Raw genomic sequence first — 19,109 nt, 5'->3', positions numbered from 1 at the left:
CATGCTGTTCGGCAAGACCATCCTCATCACCGGTGTCGCCTCTGGTATCGGCGCTCGCACGGCCGAACTTGCCGGCCAACTGGGCGCTGACGTGATCGGCGTCGACGTGCGTGAACCGGCAGCATCGGCCGGCAGTTTCGTCAAGGCTGACATCTCATCCAAGGCCGGCGTCGACGATCTCCTCGGGCGCCTGCCGCAGCGCATCGATGCGCTCTGCAATGTCGCCGGCCTCCCCGGCAACACCGGTGCGGTGTCGACACTGGCCGTCAACTTCTACGGCCTGCGCGCGCTCTCGGAAGGCCTCGCACCCAGACTTCGTGAAGGCGGCGCCGTGGTCAACGTCGCCTCGATCGCCGGCTATGGCTGGCGCGCCAATCTCAACCGCGCGGCATCGATGGTCGGCATCGAAGGCTTTCCCGATGTGGCGGAGGTGGTCGCCGACCATCAGGTGAAGAACGAGGAAGGCTATTCCGTTTCCAAGGAGCTGCTGCTGTTGTGGACGCAGAGCGCCGCGCATCAGGACCTGTTCAGGAGCCGCGGCATCCGCGTCAATGCAGTGAGCCCCGGCCCGGTCGAGACGCCGATCCTCAAACAGTTCCGCAATGTGCTGGGCGACGCCCGCGTCGATAGCGACATCGCCCGTGTCGGCCGCGCCGGCACATCGGGCGACATCGCGCCTGTCGTGCTGTTCCTGTGCTCGGACGGCGCACGCTGGGTCAACGGCGCCAATGTGCCGGTTGACGGTGGGCTTGAAGCATCGATCAATGCCGAGGTGCTCGGCTTCTAGACCATCATCCCGAAAAGTGGGAGCCGATGTTCGGATAAGATCGTGGTCAATATAGAAAAGACGCTCCACGGCGAGCGAGGGAGAGAACAATGGACATCGGACTTCTGATCGACGGCGATAAAAGGGATGCCTCCGGCTCAGCCTCTTACGAGCGCATGGACCCGTTCACCGGCAAGCTGGCGACCCGCGCTGCCGCAGCCAGCATCGCCGACGCCAATGCCGCGGTCGAAGCCGCTGCTGCCGCTTTCAAGACGTGGTCGAAGACCGGTCCGGGCGAGCGCCGCGCTTTGCTGTCCAAGGCGGCCGATGTCATGGACTCCAAGGTCGGCGAATTCACCAAATTGATGATGGAAGAAACCGGCGCGACCGGCCCCTGGGCCGGCTTCAACGTCATGCTCGCCGCCAAAATGCTGCGCGAGGCAGCCGCCATGACGACGCAGATTTCGGGCGAGGTCATTCCCTCCGACAAGCCCGGCACGCTGGCCATGGCGATCCGCCAGCCGGCCGGCGTCTGCCTCGGCATCGCGCCGTGGAATGCACCGGTCATCCTCGGAACCCGTGCCATCGCCATGCCGATCGCCTGCGGCAACACGGTTGTGCTGAAAGCCTCCGAAATGTGCCCAGGCACACACCGGCTGATCGGCCAGGTGCTGGTCGAGGCCGGCCTGCCCAAGGGCGTCATCAATGTCGTCACCAATGATCCCAAGGACGCAGCGACAATCGTCGAGGCACTGGTCGCGCACCCTGCAGTCAGGCGTGTCAACTTCACCGGCTCGACCAAGGTCGGCAGGATCATTGCCGAACTCGCCGGCCGTCACTTGAAGCCGGCGCTGCTCGAACTCGGCGGCAAGGCGCCGCTGGTCGTGCTCGACGATGCCGACATCGACGCCGCGGTCAATGCCGCGACCTTCGGCGCCTACATGCATCAGGGCCAGATCTGCATGTCGACCGAGCGTCTGGTCGTCGATGAAAAGGTCGCCGACGAATTCGTCGCCAAGCTCGCCGCCCGCGCCGCGCAGCTGCCTGCCGGCGACCCGCGCGGCCATGTCGTGCTCGGTTCGCTGATCAGCGACCAAGCCGCCGACAAGATGGAAGAACTGGTTGCCGACGCCGTCGCCAAGGGCGCCAGGCTTGTGGCCGGCGGCAAGCGCACCGGAACCGTGGTCGAGGCGACATTGCTCGACCACGTGACGCCGGCGATGCGCGTCTATTCGGAAGAATCCTTCGGCCCGGTCAAGCCGGTGATCCGCGTCAAGGGCGAGGACGAAGCGGTACGTGTCGCCAACGATACCGAATACGGCCTGTCTTCAGCCGTGTTCAGCCGCGACATCCGCCGTGCCATGGCGGTCGCCGCGCGCATCGAAGCCGGTATCTGCCACATCAACGGCCCGACCGTCGGCGATGAGGCGCAAATGCCGTTCGGCGGCGTCAAGGGTTCAGGCTACGGCCGCTTCGGCGGCAAGGCCTCGATCGCCGAGTTCACCGACCTGCGCTGGCTAACCATCGAGGATCCGGGGCAGCACTATCCGTTTTGACTGCACCTTCTCCCACAGGGGGAGAAGGAAAGGAGCCCTCAGGGCCGTTGCCTGGCGAGCCAACGGATTCCCGCATCAAAACCCGGCAAGGCTCGAGCCGCGCGATCGGCGGCCCCTCCCGGAGTTGTAAATCGTTTGATGGTGGGTATTTTACCCCTCAAGCACATGCCGCCGGAAAGCGGCAAGTGGTTTTGGGACTACCACAAGTGCAAAGCAAAATACGCGATGCGGATCGCGCCGGGGAGGAATCGTCATGCCAAACAAGGCCTTGCCGCTGGTCATCAGCGCGCCGGAACCACGCACGCTCGACCTGATCTTCACCCCACCGCAGCTGGCGCGCCTCAAGGCGCATTACCGCGTCGTCGAGACGACGGCCGAGGGCGTGGCGAACTTGCCCGCCGACGTGCTGGCCGAAGCCCGCTATATTATCGGCCAGCCGCCGATCTCGCCCGAGACTTTGGACCAGATGCAGGCGCTGCGTTGCGTCTTCAATGTCGAGACCAACCTCATCAACAACATGCCCTATGAGACGCTGTTTGCGCGCGGCATCCATGTCGTCACCACCGGCCTCGTCTTCGCCGAGCCGGTGGCCGAGCTTGGCCTCGCCATGGCGCTCAACCTTGCCCGAAATATTGTCGATGCCGACCTCGCTTTCCGCAAAGGCGAGGAGCTGTGGGGCGGCGATGGCAATTTGACGGCGCGGCTTCTGTCCGGCGCCGATGTCGGCATCATCGGCTTCGGCGATCTGGGCCGTGCGCTGAACCGGCTGCTGTCGGGCTTTCGTACCCGCACCAAGGTCTTCGATCCCTGGCTGCCGCCATCGATCCTGATCGACAATGGCGTCGAACCGGCCTCGCTCGACGAGGTGCTGTCGACCAGTGACTTCGTCTTCGTCGTCGCTTCGGTGACCTCGGAGAACCAGGGTTTTCTCGGCACCGATGCTTTTACCAGCATGCGCAAGGGCGCCGCCTTCATCCTGCTCAGCCGCGCCGGCGTCGTCGATTTTCCGGCCTTGATGGCGGCGGTGAAGAGTGGTCACATCCTTGCCGCCAGCGATGTCTTCCCCGAAGAGCCGCTGGCGGCGGACCATCCGGTCCGTGCGATCCCCGGCTTCCTGCGCTCCGCCCACCGCGCCGGCGCGCTCGACATCGCCTTCAAGCGCATGGGCGACATGGTTCTGGAAGACATGGACCTGATCGACCGCGGCCTGCCGCCGCTGCGCTCCAAGCGCGCCGAGCGCGAGACCGTGTCAAGGATGCGTTCGAAGCCGGCGGACAGGAACTAGTTATCGCGATAAATCCGTCTGAAATGGATTTCGGAGTTGGCCAAGCCGCGTTGTCATCGTCGCTCAGGATGACCGCAAGCGCGGGAACCTTTGCACGGCGATACCCCGCCAGGCCTGGCCGGCGGGGTATTGATTTGCGGATGACGTAAAAATCTGCGTGCTATCCGGCCGCGACGCCGGCAGCTGCGCGATTGGCCAGCACCAGCCCGACCTCGCCGACAACCTGCTCGACGCGCTTCAGGATGGGTTCGGCCCGCAGCACGCCGTCGGAAAAGTCCTTGTCCGTGGCATAGACCCCTGTCGGCAGCGTCAGCGCCTCGAAGAAGCCGAACAACGGCCGCAGCTGGTGCTCGACGATCAACGCGTGGCGATCGTTGCCGCCGGTGGCAAGCAGCACCATCGGCTTGCCGCGCAAGGAAGCGGGATCGAACAGATCGAAGAAGTGCTTGAACAGGCCGGTGTAGCTGCCCTTGTAGGTCGGCGACCCCACCACCAGCACATCGGCATTGACGACGCTGTCGAAGATTGCCCGCGCCTGACCGTCGAGATCGCGCGCCCATTTGGCAGCGCCAAGTGAGGGCCGAGGTCTTCGATGTCGTAGGTACTCGCCGACAATCCATGCTGGCGCGCAATGTCCCTGACGACCTGGTCGACGAAGCCGCGCGTCTTGGACGGCCGGGTGAAATTGCCGGAAAACCCGACGACGGTTGGATTGGGCATATTCTGGCACCTCTTGCGCGGCGGGCAGGCCCGCTTCATACCGCATGTTTACAGGCTTGCGCCTGCCGCAAGAAGCAAATGACTGACCTTGCAGCACCATAGTGAGGAATTTTTTTCCGTTGCCCGCTCGTCTCAGGCCGCGAGAAGCGGGCCATAGGATTCCAGGTAGAAGCCGGGCGACCTTGCGCAGGTCCGCACCGCCTCCCTGGCGGCAACCGTTTCCTGCCACCGCAGCAGGCGCTCGCATTCGGTCGGCATGACGAAGCCCAGATATTTCTCAAGCACGCACAGCTGTTCGAACCAGGGATAGAAGGCGATGTCGGCGGCGCTGAATTCCGAGCCCAGCAAAAACCGTTCGTCCGCCCCTCGCAGGGCGAAGGCATGCTGTTCCACAAAGCGCAGATCGTCGGCAAGCTGGGCCTTGATCCGCTCATGAACCATAGCGTCGGAACTGTGCATCATGGTTGCCGTCCTGGCGTAAAGCTGCGTGTCGGCGAAGCTGATCCAGATGCGCGCCTCAGCGCGGGCATGAGCATCCCTGGGGAAAATCGGCCGTTCGGGGAATGCATCATCGAGATATTCGCAGATGATCGCCGACTCCCTGACATATTGCCCCTGATGGCGCAGCAGCGGCACCTTTCCCGTCGGCGTGAGTTTCAGGAACCACGCCGGCTTGTTGCGCAGATCGATTTCGATTTCCGTCGCCTGCAGGCCTTTCTCGGCAAGGGCGAGCCTGACACGGTGCGCATAGGGACAAAGCTGCGCGACAAAAAGCTCGATTGGCGGCATGAATAACTCCTGAGTTTCGTTATCGCCGACAAGCGGCCTGTCGGGGCATAGCTAGGTCCAGTAAGGCCGGCGCGCTATTCGACAGCGTCTGGATTGATTTATCGATCGTCTGTTTCTGGAGCGAAGCGTGGATCTCCTGGCTACCCTCATGCGCGAATTGCACTTCGCAGCCGCCGGGTACCGGCGCCTCGAACTGGCCGCGCCCTGGGCGATCTCGTTCAGCCAGGCTGGACTTCGCGGCATTCACGTCGTCATCAAGGGGCGATGCGAGGCGGTGTTCGGTGAGGAAGATGTCGAGCCTCTCGATGCCGGCGACCTGATCATTGCACCGCGCGCCGATCCGCATGTGCTGCGGTCGCCCGGCGCGCTCAAAAGCGCGAACGTCCCCGCCGCCGAACTGGCGACCCAAACCGCAGCCGGGCGTATTCGCAGCGGCGGCGAAGGCGAAAAGACCGTCATCCTGTGCGGCGCCTTCGCCTTTCGCGACGCCGACCATCCGGCACTTGCCGGCCTGCCGCGCATCGTTCACATCCGGGGATCGAATGGCCGTCTGCCCAAATGGCTGCGTGGCTATGTCGAGGCCTTGCTGGTGGAAGCGACCGACGAAGGTCCCGGCAGCGACGTAGTAATGGCTCGCCTGTCTGGGGCCATCGTCACGCGCGCCTTGCGCTCCGGTCTGGAAAGCATGGACAATCCAGGTTGGCTGAGGGGATTGCAGGACCCCGCGATCGCCAGAGCGCTCGCGACCCTGCATGAAGCCTATGGCCACGGCTGGACGATCGAGACCCTGGCACGCGCGGTCGGGCTCTCCAGGGCAACCTTTGCCGCCCGCTTTCGCGATCTCGTCGGCGAAGCGCCCATGGCCTATCTCTTCGGCTGCCGCATGCGGCAGGCTAGCCGGCTGCTGCACGAGGGCAAGAGCCTGGGCCAAGTCGCCGAGGCGGTCGGCTACAGCTCGGAAGCCGCCTTCTCCACCGCCTTCAGGCGCCACGCCGGCGTCTCGCCCGGCCAATTCAGGAAACGGAAGGATCTGTAAGGCAGAGCGATATTGGCGGCGGCCGCGCCTCGCGCTAGGGCTTTGCCAGCACTATGTCTGATCATATCCCGACGCGGTTCGCCGCCGCTTTGCCCAGGAGATGCTTCGTGCCCAAAGGTTCTGACCTGCTTGTTGCCGCCCTCGAGAATGAGGGCGTCGATCGCATCTTCGGCATTCCCGGCGAAGAAAACCTGGACGTCGTCGAATCCATCCGCAAATCCTCGATCCAGCTCATCCTCACCCGTCATGAGCAGGCGGCGGCGTTCATGGCCGCCACCCATGGCAGGCTCACCGGCAAGCCAGGTGTGTGCATCACCACGCTGGGACCCGGCGCCCTGAACCTGACGACGGGTGCCGCCTATGCGCTGCTCGGCGCCATGCCGATGATCATGATCACCGGGCAGAAGGGCATCCGGTCGTCGCGCCAGGCCCGCTTCCAGATCGTCGACATCGTCGCCGCGATGAAGCCGCTGACCAAGCTGTCACGCCAGATCATCTCGGCGAAGACCATTCCCGCCGTGGTGCGCGAAGCGTTTCGGATTGCCGAGGAGGAGCGTCCGGGGCCGGTGCATCTGGAACTGCCCGAAGACATCGCGGCCGAGGAGTGCGACGATGTCGCGCTGATCCCGCCGCATCCGGTCGAGCTTCCGCTGGCCAGCCCGCTGGCGCTCGACCGTGCCGCTGAGATGATCATCAAGGCGAAACGTCCGCTGGCGATGCTGGGCGCCGCCGCATCGCGGCCGCGCTCGACCTCCGACCTCGCCCAGTTCGTGATCAGGACCGGCATCCCCTATTTCACCACGCAGATGGGCAAGGGCACGGTGCCCGGCGGCACCGAACTCTACATGGGCACCGCCGCGCTCTCCGAGCGCGACTATGTGCATGAGGCCATCGAACAGGCCGACCTCATCATCACTATCGGCCACGACACGATCGAGAAGCCGCCCTTCATTATGGGCGACAAGGGACCGAAGGTGATCCATGTCGGCTACCAGCCGGCCAATGTCGAGCAGGTCTATTTCCCGCAGACCGAAGTGGTCGGCGACATCGGCGCTTCGCTCAGGCTGCTTGCCGACCGGATCGAGGGCAAGATCCCCAACGCGCAGGCGCTACTGCCGCTGCGCGAAGGGATTTTGAGCCGCATTGCCGCCCGCGCCACCGAAGACCGTTTCACGCCGCAGCGTCTGGTGCATGACGTGCGCGCGGTGATGCCGGCCGACGGCATCCTGGCGCTCGACAACGGCATGTACAAGATCTGGTTCGCGCGCAATTACCGCACGCGCGTCGCCAACACTTTGCTGCTCGACAACGCCCTGGCCACGATGGGCGCCGGCCTGCCGTCGGCGATGACGGCCGCGATGCTCTATCCCGCACGCCGCGTCATGGCGATCTGCGGCGATGGCGGCTTCATGATGAACAGCCAGGAACTGGAAACCGCCGTCAGGCTGAAACTTAACCTCGTCGTGCTGATCATCGAGGACAATGCTTTCGGCATGATCCGCTGGAAGCAGGCGGTCGACCAGTTCCCCGATTTCGGCATGACCTTCGGCAATCCCGATTTCGTCAGATATGCCGAGGCCTATGGCGCCAAGGGAACCAGGGTCGGCGCCGTCTCAGAAATACAATCGACGCTTGAACAGGCTTTCGCCGGCGGTGGCGTCCATCTCGTCGTCGTTCCGATCGACTATTCGGAGAACGAGCGCGTGCTGGTCGAGGAACTGCGCCACCGGTTGCCGGCGCCACCGGAGGCCTGACGGTGGAGTAGATACCGCCGCAGCAGCGCTCAGGCGGCCCGGACCTTGGCGCTCCCACGCGCCCAGGCCGGCAGCCAGTCGCCATGTGTCGCCAGCAACTCATCGACCAGCGCCCAGATCTGGTCGAGATCGAGTTCGGCGGCCGTATGCGGATCCATCATCGCCGCGTGGTAGATGTGCTCGCGGTTTTCGGTCATCAGCGCCTGCACCGTCAATTCCTGCACATTGATGTTGGTGCGTATCAACGCGGTGAGTTGCGGCGGCAGCTCGCCAATATAGGTCGGCTGGATGCCGGAGCCGTCGACCAGGCACGGCACCTCGGCGGCGCAATTGTCCGGCAGCGAGGTGATGCAGCCATTGTTGCGGACATTGCCGTAGATCACCGAAGGCTCCCCGGTCCACACCGAGTTCATGATCGAGGACGCGTATTCCTTCGATTGCTCGACCTCGATGCGGTCGGCCGAGCGATAGGCCTCGGCCTGGCCCTTCCAGCGCTCGATCTGTTCGATGCAGCGCTTGGGATATTCGTCGAGCGGAATGCCGAACTTGTCGATCAGGTCGGGGCGGCCTTCCTTGATGAAATAGGGCGTGTATTCGGCGAAATGCTCGGAGCTTTCGGTGACGAAATAGCCGAGCCGCGTGAGCATCTCGTAGCGCACCTTGTTGGGGCAGCGCGGGTTCCAGCCCGGCTTCGGCGCCCTGCCTTCGCGATAGGCGCGGACCAGGTCCGGATAGAGGTTGCGGTAAGAGCCATCCGGCTGCCGGTGCTCGAACTTCAGGTAGAAGGCCATGTGGTTGATGCCGGCCGAGCGGTAGCGTATCTCGTCGTAGGGAATGTCGAGATCGTGCGCCAGTTCCATCGCCGTGCCCTGCACCGAGTGGCAGAGGCCTACCTGTTTGATCTCAGGGTATTTCTCTGAGATCGCCCAGGTGTTGATCGCCATCGGGTTGACGTATTGCAGCATGATCGCGTCGGGGCAGACGGCCAGCATGTCCTCGCAGATCTTCCACAGATGCGGCACGGTCCGGAGGCCGCGCATGATGCCGCCGACGCCGAGCGTGTCGGCAATGGTCTGGCGCAGGCCGTATTTCTTCGGCACCTCGAAATCGGTGACGGTGCAGGGCTCAAAGCCGCCGATCTGGAAGGCGACGACCACGAAGTCGGCACCGGCGAGCGCCTTGCGCTGGTCGGAATAGGTCTCGGCCTTCGCCTTCACGCCCAGCGTCGCGATCAGCTTGTTGACGACGATGGCGCTCTCTTCCAGCCGCTGCGGATTGATGTCCATCAGCGCGATCGTCGCGCCTGACAGCGATGGGCGCTGCAGCACGTCGCCGACAATGTTCTTCATGAACACGGTCGAACCCGCGCCAATGAAGGTGATCCTGGGATGTCTTGCCACTATTAAACCTCCGGCACTTTGCTACGCCACGTCGAAGGCGGCCCTGACGAGCCGTTCGGTGTAGGCGGTCTTGGGATGGGTGAGGACCTCGTCGACAGTCCCCTGTTCGACGATCTTGCCGTTCTGCATGACGATGACACGGTGGCAGAGCGCGCGCACGACCTTGAGGTCGTGCGAAATGAAGAGATAGCTAAGGCCGCGTTCGTCCTGCAGCTTGCGCAACAGGTCGATGATCTGCGCCTGCACCGAAAGGTCGAGCGCCGATGTCGGTTCGTCGAGCAGGATGAATTCGGGCTCCAGCGCGATGGCTCGGGCAATGGCGATGCGCTGCCGCTGGCCGCCGGAAAATTCGTGCGGGAACCGCGACAGGATATCGCCGGGCATGCCGGCGCTGACCAGGGCGTCGCGCACCCGACCGACCCTCTCGCGCCGTGTCGCGCCGATCCTGTTGACGACCAGCCCTTCCTCGATGATCTGGCCGATCGTCATACGCGGGTTAAGCGACGAGAACGGATCCTGAAAAACGACCTGCATGCGCGAGCGCAGCGGCCGCATCCCGGCGCGCGACAGGCCGTGGATCGGCTGGCCGTCGAAGCTGACCTCGCCGCGCTTGGCCTCGGTGAGCTTGAGCAAGGCGAGACCGAACGTGGTCTTGCCGGAGCCGGATTCGCCGACCAGCCCCAGTGTCTCGTGGCGGCAAAGCTTCAGGCCGAGATCGTCGACGGCGACCAGCTCGCGCCAGTCCGGCTTCAGGAAGCTGCCATGGCGCAGCATGAAGCAGACGCGCATATTGCGGGCCTCGAGGATGGTGCCGCTGTTTTCCGGCAGCGGCTGCGGCTTGCCGTGCGGCTCTGAAGCGAGCAGCCGCTTGGTATAGGCATGCTGCGGGTCGGCGAACAGCCGCTCGGTAACGTTGTGCTCGCACATCTCGCCATGCTGCATGACATAGACATAGTCCGAGAATTTCCGCACCACGGTGAGGTCGTGGGTGATCAGGATGACCGCCATCCTGAGTTCTTTTTGCAGATTGCGGATCAAATTGAGGATCTGCGCCTGGACCGTGACGTCGAGCGCTGTCGTCGGCTCGTCGGCGATCAGCACATCGGGGTCGTTGGCGAGCGCCATGGCGATCATCACGCGCTGGCGCTGCCCGCCCGACATCTGGTGCGGATACTGCTTGATGCGCGCTTCCGGCTCGGGGATCTGGACATGCCGCAAAAGCTCGAGCGCCCGCGCCCAGGCTTGCTTGCGGCTGACCTTTCGATGCACTCTGATCGCCTCGACGATCTGACTGCCGACCGTATAGATCGGGTTGAGCGAGCTCATCGGCTCCTGGAAGATCATCGAGATGCGATTGCCGCGCAACTTGCGCCGGGCGCTCTCGGGGAATTTCAGTATGTCCTGCCCGCAATAGTCGATGGTGGATTTCGGCGACACGGTGGCCCGCTTTGACAAGAGCCCCATGACGGCGCGCGCCGTCACCGACTTGCCGGAACCGGACTCGCCGACGATGGCGATCGTCTCCCCGCGATAGAGCTGGAACGAGACATCCTTCACCGCGTCGACGACGCCGTGCTCGACCTTGAAGGCGACCTCGATGTTGCGGGCATCGATGATGGGTTGGTCGTGGCGGCCGGCATGGTCGAGCCGGACGGCTGGTGCGAAGGTGGCTGCGAGCGCTACGGTCATCCCGGCCACCTCAATAGGGATCGACGGCATCGCGCAGGCCGTCGCCCAGCGCGTTGAAGGCAAAGACGGTGATCAGCACGAAGCCGACCGGCGACAGGATCCACGGATAGGTGCCGATGACCGAATAGGTAGCCGTGTCCTGCAGCATCAGCCCCCATGAGATCAGCGGCGGTTTCACGGCGAAGCCGAGGAAGCCGAGAAAGGCTTCGAGCAGTACCACCGTCGGGATCGCGATCGTCACGGCGACGATGACGTGGCTCATCACATTGGGGAAAATGTGCTGCATGATGATACGCATGTCGGTGGCGCCAACCGCCATGGCAGCGCGCACATAGTCGATCCGCGCCAGCGCCAGCGTCTTGCCGCGCACCTCGCGCGACATCTGCGCCCAGCCCAGCGCCGACATGACGATGATGACGAAGGCGAGGAAGACGTTGGTCGGCGCGGTCACCGGGATCAGCGTCGTCAGCGCAAGATAGAGCGGCAATTGCGGGAAGGCGAGCACCAGCTCGACAAAGCGCTGCATCCAGACGTCGAAGCGGCCGCCGAAATAGCCCGAGACCATGCCGACTGTGGTGCCGATGACGGTGATGATGAACACCACCGTCAGCGCGATCATCAGCGAGACGCGCGAGCCCTGGATGGCGCGCGACAACACATCGCGGCCGAATTTGTCGGTGCCGAGAAAATGCACCGGCTGGCCGTCGGCCGAAGCGAAGAAATGCCGGTTGGCGGGGATCAGGCCAAGCAGCCGGTAGTCGGCGCCCTTGACGAAGAAGCCGAGCAGGCGCGGATGCTCGTAATCCGGCCCGACGACCGGCTGGAAGGTGACCGGGTCGAGGTCTGCAGAATCCGCCAGCGCATAGACCCGCGGCTGGAGCACGAAATTCCCGTCTCTGTCGTGAAAACTCATCACTTGCGGCGGGGCGAAAGCGACATCGGTCACCTTGGGGTCCATCGGCGCGAAGAAATCGGCAAACAGCGCCATCAGCACCAGAAGCACGACAAGGATCAGCCCGGCCATGCCGGTCCAGGAGCGCCTCAGCCGGCGCCAGACCAGCGCCATATAGCTCTCATTGCCGCGTGGGGTCGCAATCGCGGTTGCTTCAGCCGGGGGCGGCGGCGGGGATGGGTCACGCGCCAGCATCTAGCTCTCCCTGAACTGGCGTACGCGCGGATCGAGCAGCGCGAGCAGCATGTCGGCGATGATGTTGCCGACGATCAGCGTTGCCGACAGCACCATCATGAAGGTCGCCGTGACATAAACGTCGCCGACCGCCATCGAGCCGACGATGGCGGGCCCGACCGTCGGCAGCGCAAAGATGATCGCCGTCTCGATCTCGCCGGTCAGCATGTAGGGCAGCACCACGCCCTGATACATGATGAGCGGGTGCAGTGCGTTGGGCACGGCATGGCGCATGACGACGGCGCTGCCGGTCAGGCCCTTGGCCTTGGCCGTCTCGACATATTGCGCGTTCAGCGTATCGAGCAGATTGCCGCGCATGACGCGCATATTGTAGGCGAGCCCGCCGAAGGTGGCGATCGCCACCACCGGCCAGACATGCTTGACGAGGTCGGCGAATTTCGCCCACGACCACGGCGCGCCGCCATATTGCGGCGAGAAGAAGCTGCCGATCTCCGACACGTTGAACTGGAAGACCAGGAGATAGACGATGATCAGCGCCATCAGGAAGCGCGGCACCGTCATGCCGAGGAAGGAGATGGCCGACAGCACCGAGTCGATCCATGTGTATTGCCTGGTCGCCGCCCAGATGCCGAAGGTGATGCCGAGCACCGACGCCAGCAGATGGCAGACCAATGCCAGCAGCAGCGTGCGCGGCAGCCGCTCGCCGACCACTGCGGCGACCGGCTTGTTGTAATAGAGGCTGTAGCCGAAATCGCCGCGGGTGATGATGCCGGCGACCCAGTTCAGGTACTGGACGGGCAGCGGTTTATCGAGGCCGTGCTCGACCCGATAGGCCTGCGCCTGCGCGTCGGCTTCGGCAAAAGACGCCCCGCCCTGGTTGATGAGCTGCGAACGGATATAGTCGGCATAGTCGCCCGGCGGCGCCTGGATGATGGCAAAGGTGACCAGGCTCAGGATGACCATGACCGGCACCGCCGATGCTATGCGCATGGCCAGGAATCGCAGCATCGGACCGTTTCTCCTCCTTGGATCTAATCTGTTGCCGCTGACCTTACTCCGTCCCGGCCGCGCGCGCAGCGCGGCCGGGCGTCAGCCAGGGGAGGAAACTCAGTTCGTCGGACCCTTGTCGCCGGGCTTGCCGGGAAGCTGGTCGGGAAAGAGTTCGTATTTCTGCTGCTTGTCGGCGGCGACGAAGACGCGTTCGCGCACGATCGAATCCTCGGCCCAGTTGAACATGAAGATCGGCGTTCCCTGCGGGATGTTGGAGAAGCGCTTGTTGATGATCAGGGCGCCGGGATATTCGGTCAGTCCAATATTGTAGACATGCTCCGTCGAGATCTTCTGGAACGTCTTCATCAGGCTGGCGCGCTCGTCATTGTCTGACGAGGAGACGAACTTGTTGACGATGTCGACAAGCTCCTTTTCGAACGGCATCAGGTCGACCACGCCGCTTTCGGGCGCGCGGTGATCCCAGCTGGTCTTGGGTCCGACGGGCGCGAGTTGCACGGTATTCTGCACGACGGAAGTCAGCTCCTGCTCGTTGCGCCTGATCAGCCAGTCGAAGCGGCCGGAATATTGCGAGGCATCACGCTGGGTGCCGTTGAGGCCGTTGAGCACGACCCTGATGCCAAGCTTTTCCATCTGGCCGACGACGCCTTCGGCGAGGCTCTTGTCGGTGCCGTAGTCATTGTTGACCAGCATCACGATCTCGACATTCTTGCCGCCGGCGGTCCCGGCCGGGAAGTTCACGAAGCCGTCGCCATCCGTATCCTTGAGACCAGCCTTGGCCAGTTCCGCCTTGGCGCCCTCGATGTCGAAGGGATAGTAGACGGTCGAGTTGCGGTCATAGAAGCTGGTGCCCGAGGAAAAGCCACCGGGGTAGATGGCGGTGAACGGCCCCTTGACCAGCGAGTCGCCGAGCGCCTTGCGGTCGAGCGCCATGGTGATGCCCTTGCGGAAGTCCTCATTGCGGTTGAGCTCGCGGATCGCCTGGCCGCGTTCGTCGGGATTGCCCCAGCCATTGGCGGAAAAGTTCATGCGCAGATTGTAGCCGATCAGGCGCGGGCCAAAGGCGAGCCGGGCCGGCGCGTCCTTGTCCGCCGCTCGCTTCAGCGAAGCGACGAAATTCTCCGGCTGCTCGAGGTTGGAGAAGTCGGCGGCCCCTGCCACCGCCTGCACGTCGCGGTCGGCCCAGGTCGACAGCTTGTAGTGCAGTTCGTTGAGATAGGGCAGCTGGTTGCCCTTCTCGTCGACCTTCCAGTAGTAGGGATTGCGACGCAAGACGATGATGTCGTCGGGCCTATATTCCACCGGCACCCAGGCGCCCATCACCGGAATGTTCATATATTCCGGCGGGAACGCGTTCTTGAACTGCTCGTAGGTATTCTTCGAGTACTTCGGATGCTGCGGCTTGAGGACATGCGCCGGGCCGGGGCAGAAGGTGCCATAGGCCATGGCGTAGAGATACTGTTTGGGGAAGGCGTCCTTGAAGGTCCACTCGACGGTGTAGTCGTCGACCTTCTTCAGCGTCGTGCCGACACCGAAGGTTTCCGCTGTGGCGCCGTTCAACGGCGAGACATTGGGGTCGACGACCTCATCGTCCCAGTAGAACATGACATCGTCGGCATTGAAGGCAACGCCGTCAGACCATTTGGCGCCTTCGACCAGGTGCATGGTCAGCGTGTGGCCATCCTTCGACCAGTCCCAGCTCCTGGCGAGGTTGGGCAGCGGCTCGGTGTCCTTGGCCTCGACCTGGAACAAAGGCGCGGTGCGCGTCAGGCATTCCGAAAGGCCGATGTCGATGCCGCCCCATCCTTGGGTCTGGCCGGCGCCATAATTCCAGCCTTCCGGCCGGCCGCCAATGACGTGGCGCATGGTGTCGCCATAAACGCCGATGCCGTCCGGCATGTTGCCGGTCTTGAACACCAGCGGCTCCTTCGGCAGGCGATCCTTGACCGGCGGCAGCTTGCCAGTCTTGACGTATTTCTCGGTGACCCACTCGGGCTCGTGATATTCGGGCAGCGCCTTGAACTCCAGGATGGAATCGCGGGCGACGTATTTGATCTTGCCCTCGGCGGGAAACGCCGCCGGCGCCGGCGGCGTGGTCGGCTCGGACGCGTATGCACTGCCAAGCGCCGATGCCGAGACGCTCAGCGCCAGCCCGGCGAGAATGCCAATTCTTCGCCCGGCGAGAATGCCAATTCTTCGACCGGCGAGAATGCCAATTCCACGAAAGTTCCTCATTGTGTTCCTCCCAGATGTTTCGACGTCTGCTGCTGCCGCATCTATTCATGACGGCTGATTGGCGAACCGGCCTCCCGCTGTCCGCCTGCCAGCATTCTCAGCCGGCCTGTTTCAGGGCCGTTTTTTCGGCGCGCAGTTCCTCGATCGAGCGCACTTTGCGCCGCGCCGCACCCGCCCAGTCGCGGGTTTTCACCATCGATTTCGAAAGCCGCTCCTTGGCGGCCGGCACGGCATCGGCGTATTGCGGCAGCCAACGCGCCTGGGCGACGACCATCTCGTCGACCATCTGCCAGACCTCTTCCGGCGTCGACACCGCACCCACCAGCGGATCGTGCAGCACCGCGAGCTTGAGCAGGTCAATGTCGCCCGTAACAGCCGCATGCACCGACATGCGCTGAACGTTGATCGAAGCCATGCAGGTGGCCGCGCAGGCTTCCGGCAGCGTGATGCCTGACGCCATGTTGATGCCGAAGCGATCGACGAAACCGGGCGATTCGATGATCGCGTCCTGCGGCAGATTGGTGATGATGCCGGTGTTCTTGACGTTGAAGTGGCCGCGATAGACGCGGTTCGTCTCCAGCGCTTCGAGAATATGGCTGGCATGCTCGTTCGAGCGCTTCGATACGTCGAGCGGCTTCGACGCCGCTTCGAGGAATTGCGGATATTCCGTCTCGAACCAGTTGCGGGTTTCCGTGGAGTAGCGAAGATAGCCGCCGGTCTCGCCATGGATCCAATCGGACATGTCGATCCAGCGGGTGATTTCGTCCGGCCGCTTGCGATACCAGGGCAGATATTCGGAGAGATGACCGTTGCTTTCGGTGGAGTAGACGCCGAAGCGCTTCAGCACGTCGATGCGCAGCTTTTCCTGCTGCGAATAGACCGGATGCGCCTCGAAGGCAGCCACCAGTTCGTCCTTGCCGATCTTGCGGCCGTTGAGCCGCAAATCGATGAACCAGGTCTGGTGGTTGATACCGGAGCAGACATAATCGAGTTCGCTGTGCGACTTGGCGCCGAGCACTTCGGCGATCTGTTCGGCGCCGTGCTGGACACCGTGGCAGAGGCCGACCGTATCGACCTTGCCATATTCGATCGCCGCCCAGGTGTTCATCGCCATCGGGTTGGCATAGTTGAGGAATTTGGCGCCTGGCTCGGCGACCTCCAATATATCCTTGCAGAAGTCGAGGATGACCGGGATGTTGCGCTGGCCGTAGAGGATGCCCCCGGCGCAAATCGTGTCACCGACGCACTGGTCGATGCCGTATTTCAAGGGAATGCGGATATCGTCGGCATAGGCTTCGAGCCCGCCCACCCGGACGCAGCTGATGACGTAGCGCGCGCCTTCCAGCGCCTTGCGGCGGTCGGTCGTCGCCGTCACCCTGGTCGGCAGCTTGTTGGCCTCGACGATGCGGTCGAGGATCGCCTTGATCATTTGCAGATTGTGTTCGCTGAGATCGGTCAGCGCGAATTCGATGTCGCTGAATTCCGGGACGCACAAAATATCGGTGAACAGCTTCTTGGTGAAGCCGACGCTGCCGGCGCCGATAATAGCGATTTTGAAACTCATCACCTCACCTCGATGCATTCGAAATGCCGGGTAAGGAGCAACAGGAAAGGGAATGGCGGCTCGCCTCGGCGCGCATGCCATTCGAGCCGGAATTCCGGCTCGTTCTCCTCCCCGCCCGCTCCTCGACCGCGGGTCTTTCGCGTTCTCAGGATTTGGATTATGCCGTTATTCCAGGGCGCGGCCAGAGAACGATTATGCTTTCGAGGGTAATTTTGTGCTGCATGATCTGATCGCCAACGGACAGTTGATGCGCACCATCTCGCTGCCGCGCGGCCGCCAGCGCCTGCATGCCATGCCAACCAGCACCGGCTATGAAGTACGCGAGGGCGTGACCTATGACTGGGATGGGCGCAAGCGCGGCCAGACACCGTTCACCGTGCTGCAGCACACGATCAGCGGCACCGGCCAGCTGCGCTACGAGAACCGCAACTACCGCCTGCAGGCCAACGACACGCTGCTGGTGCTGGTGCCACACAACCATCGCTACTGGCTGGAGAAGGGCGACCGCTGGGAATATTTCTGGATCTCGATGAATGGCGAGGAGGCGCTGCGCGTCCACAAATCCATACTCAGCGTCTCCGGCCCGGTGTTTCGGCTGCAGCCGGAGACGATCGATCATCTCGCCGATTGCAGCCTGCGCCTGATCAAGGGTGGCGCTTCGCCTGGCGCTGCTTCGGCAATCGCCTATGAGGCGGCGATGGCGCTTTACGACGATGTCTTCGGCTCGCACGCCTTCACTGAGAAACAGAGCGTCATGCAGCCGGTCATCGATCATATCAACGCCAATCTCGACAAGCCCTTGCCCGTGGCCGAGCTCGTCCAGATCAGCGGCCTCAGCCGCGCCCATTTCTCGCGCTGCTTCGCCGAGAGCGAAGGCGTTCCGCCGGCCGAGTTCGTGCTGCAGCAGCGGCTGCAGCGGGCGGCGAAGCTGCTAACCAAAGCCGATTTCCTGCCAGTCAAGGAGGTCGCCATCCTGTGCGGCTTCGAGGACGCCAACTATTTCTCGAAAGTCTTCCGCCGGCTCTACGGCATCAACCCGACGCAGTTCCGCACCACCGGCATGTATGCCAGCCTGGGCAGCCTTCGATAGGATCACCCGATGCGGTTGCCGCTTGCGGGATCGAACAGATGCAGCGCCGCCGGATCGGCAGACAGCCGCACCTTATCGCCAGGCCGGATAGTGCTGCGTCCCATGACGAAGACACAAACCAGCTGGTTGGCGAGCCGGACATAGAACTGCGTCGACAGGCCGAGCGGCTCGACCACCTCGACCTCTGCCCTGAGCGGACCATCGTCGGCAAGCTGGATGTGCTCCGGCCGTAGCCCGACAGTAAGCACATCGCCATCCTTCAACGGCAAGCCATCAGGCAACCGCAGCTTCTGGCCGTCGGCCAGCACCGCGTCCACCTTGCCGCCCTTGGCCACTGTCGCCGGAAAAAAGTTCATGCCGGGCGAGCCGATGAAGCCGGCGACGAAGGTGTTGATCGGCCGATCGTAGAGTTCGAGCGGATGGCCGACCTGCTGCACATAGCCGTCATGCATGACGACGATGCGGTCGGCCATAGTCATGGCTTCGATCTGGTCGTGGGTGACATAGACCGATGTGGTCTTGAGCTGCTGGTGCAGCGCCTTGATCTCGGCGCGCATATGCACGCGCAATTTGGCGTCGAGATTGCTGAGCGGCTCGTCGAACAGAAACACTTTGGGATCGCGCACGATGGCGCGGCCCATGGCGACGCGCTGGCGCTGGCCGCCGGACAGTTGCCTGGGCAGACGGCCGAGGAAACTGTCGAGGCCGAGGCGCTTGGCCGCCGCCCCTACCCTGCCGTCGATCGTCGTCTTCTCCGCCTTCTTCAAAAGCAGGCTGAAACCCATATTCGACGACACATCCATGTGCGGATAGAGCGCGTAGGACTGGAACACCATGGCAATATCGCGGTCCTTCGGCGCGACATCGTTGACCAGCCGATCGCCGATATGGATCTCGCCGCCCGACACCTCCTCCAGCCCGGCAATCATGCGCAAAAGGGTCGACTTGCCGCAGCCGGACGGGCCGACCAGCACGACGAACTCGCCATCGGCGATCTCGAGGTCGACGCCGTGCAGGATGCGCAGCGAACCGTAATCCTTCTCGACGTTTTGCAGCGTGACGGAAGCCAT

General features: G+C 63.4%; 14 protein-coding genes and 1 pseudogene. 6 read left to right on the top strand and 9 right to left on the bottom strand.

Translation table 11 applies throughout. The features are described 5' to 3' along the window. Position 1 precedes the first annotated feature (1 nt). The 3 genes from NLY33_RS14940 to NLY33_RS14930 all read left to right on the top strand — a co-directional run bounded on the left by NLY33_RS14940 (position 2) and on the right by NLY33_RS14930 (position 3,607). Positions 2-787 carry a coniferyl-alcohol dehydrogenase gene (locus NLY33_RS14940; protein ID WP_023704671.1) on the top strand — a complete coding sequence of 262 codons (786 nt, stop codon included), beginning with the start codon at positions 2-4 and terminating at the stop codon, positions 785-787. A gap of 89 nt (positions 788-876) precedes the next feature. Beyond that, positions 877-2,322, top strand: a complete 1,446-nt coding sequence (locus NLY33_RS14935) for an aldehyde dehydrogenase (protein ID WP_023704670.1) — start codon at positions 877-879, stop codon at positions 2,320-2,322. A 253-nt stretch (positions 2,323-2,575) separates the two neighbouring features. Further along, positions 2,576-3,607 (top strand): hydroxyacid dehydrogenase, encoded by a 1,032-nt coding sequence (locus tag NLY33_RS14930; protein WP_023707704.1) that lies wholly within the window; start codon positions 2,576-2,578, stop codon positions 3,605-3,607. Positions 3,608-3,767: 160 nt separating this feature from the next. Here NLY33_RS14930 and msuE read toward each other — a convergent pair. After that, positions 3,768-4,327, bottom strand: a pseudogene (gene msuE / locus NLY33_RS14925) (FMN reductase). A gap of 132 nt (positions 4,328-4,459) precedes the next feature. Next, positions 4,460-5,116 (bottom strand): glutathione S-transferase family protein, encoded by a 657-nt coding sequence (locus NLY33_RS14920; RefSeq protein ID WP_023704667.1) that lies wholly within the window; start codon positions 5,114-5,116, stop codon positions 4,460-4,462. 127 nt (positions 5,117-5,243) lie between these two features. Between NLY33_RS14920 and NLY33_RS14915 the strand changes: the two genes are divergently transcribed. Together NLY33_RS14915 and NLY33_RS14910 are read left to right on the top strand one after the other, a co-directional pair. Then, positions 5,244-6,152, top strand: a complete 909-nt coding sequence (locus NLY33_RS14915; protein WP_196813859.1) for an AraC family transcriptional regulator — start codon at positions 5,244-5,246, stop codon at positions 6,150-6,152. Positions 6,153-6,259: 107 nt separating this feature from the next. Then, the gene (locus NLY33_RS14910; protein WP_023704665.1) at positions 6,260-7,906 is read left to right on the top strand and encodes an acetolactate synthase large subunit; all 1,647 of its coding nucleotides are present in this window, start codon (positions 6,260-6,262) and stop codon (positions 7,904-7,906) included. 29 nt (positions 7,907-7,935) lie between these two features. Here NLY33_RS14910 and NLY33_RS14905 read toward each other — a convergent pair whose 3' ends face one another. The 6 genes from NLY33_RS14905 to NLY33_RS14880 all read right to left on the bottom strand — a co-directional run bounded on the left by NLY33_RS14905 (position 7,936) and on the right by NLY33_RS14880 (position 16,949). Next, a complete protein-coding gene (locus tag NLY33_RS14905; RefSeq protein WP_023704664.1) occupies positions 7,936-9,306 on the bottom strand; it encodes an alpha-glucosidase/alpha-galactosidase in 1,371 nt (456 codons plus the stop codon). A 21-nt stretch (positions 9,307-9,327) separates the two neighbouring features. Beyond that, complete coding sequence (locus tag NLY33_RS14900; RefSeq protein ID WP_023704663.1) at positions 9,328-10,995, bottom strand: ABC transporter ATP-binding protein; 1,668 nt, start codon at positions 10,993-10,995, stop codon at positions 9,328-9,330. Positions 10,996-11,005: 10 nt separating this feature from the next. After that, on the bottom strand, positions 11,006-12,142 hold the full coding sequence (locus NLY33_RS14895; protein WP_023687914.1) for an ABC transporter permease: 1,137 nt from the start codon (positions 12,140-12,142) through the stop codon (positions 11,006-11,008). Next, positions 12,143-13,150 carry an ABC transporter permease gene (locus NLY33_RS14890; protein ID WP_023668135.1) on the bottom strand — a complete coding sequence of 336 codons (1,008 nt, stop codon included), beginning with the start codon at positions 13,148-13,150 and terminating at the stop codon, positions 12,143-12,145. A gap of 99 nt (positions 13,151-13,249) precedes the next feature. Beyond that, on the bottom strand, positions 13,250-15,385 hold the full coding sequence (locus tag NLY33_RS14885) for an ABC transporter substrate-binding protein (protein ID WP_050587669.1): 2,136 nt from the start codon (positions 15,383-15,385) through the stop codon (positions 13,250-13,252). Positions 15,386-15,482: 97 nt separating this feature from the next. After that, positions 15,483-16,949, bottom strand: a complete 1,467-nt coding sequence (locus NLY33_RS14880; RefSeq protein ID WP_023687911.1) for an alpha-glucosidase/alpha-galactosidase — start codon at positions 16,947-16,949, stop codon at positions 15,483-15,485. 247 nt (positions 16,950-17,196) lie between these two features. Between NLY33_RS14880 and NLY33_RS14875 the strand changes: the two genes are divergently transcribed. Next, positions 17,197-18,039, top strand: coding sequence for an AraC family ligand binding domain-containing protein (locus tag NLY33_RS14875; protein ID WP_081725414.1), 843 nt, complete (start codon positions 17,197-17,199; stop codon positions 18,037-18,039). Positions 18,040-18,041: 2 nt separating this feature from the next. On the opposite strand, the gene NLY33_RS14870 is transcribed toward NLY33_RS14875, so the two are convergent. Further along, on the bottom strand, positions 18,042-19,109 hold the full coding sequence (locus NLY33_RS14870) for an ABC transporter ATP-binding protein (RefSeq protein ID WP_023687909.1): 1,068 nt from the start codon (positions 19,107-19,109) through the stop codon (positions 18,042-18,044).

The organism is Mesorhizobium sp. C432A, from assembly GCF_030323145.1.
Classification (GTDB): Bacteria; Pseudomonadota; Alphaproteobacteria; order Rhizobiales; family Rhizobiaceae; genus Mesorhizobium.
Note: the sequence above shows the minus strand (reverse complement) of the source record. Positions and strands in the feature narration are given on the sequence as shown.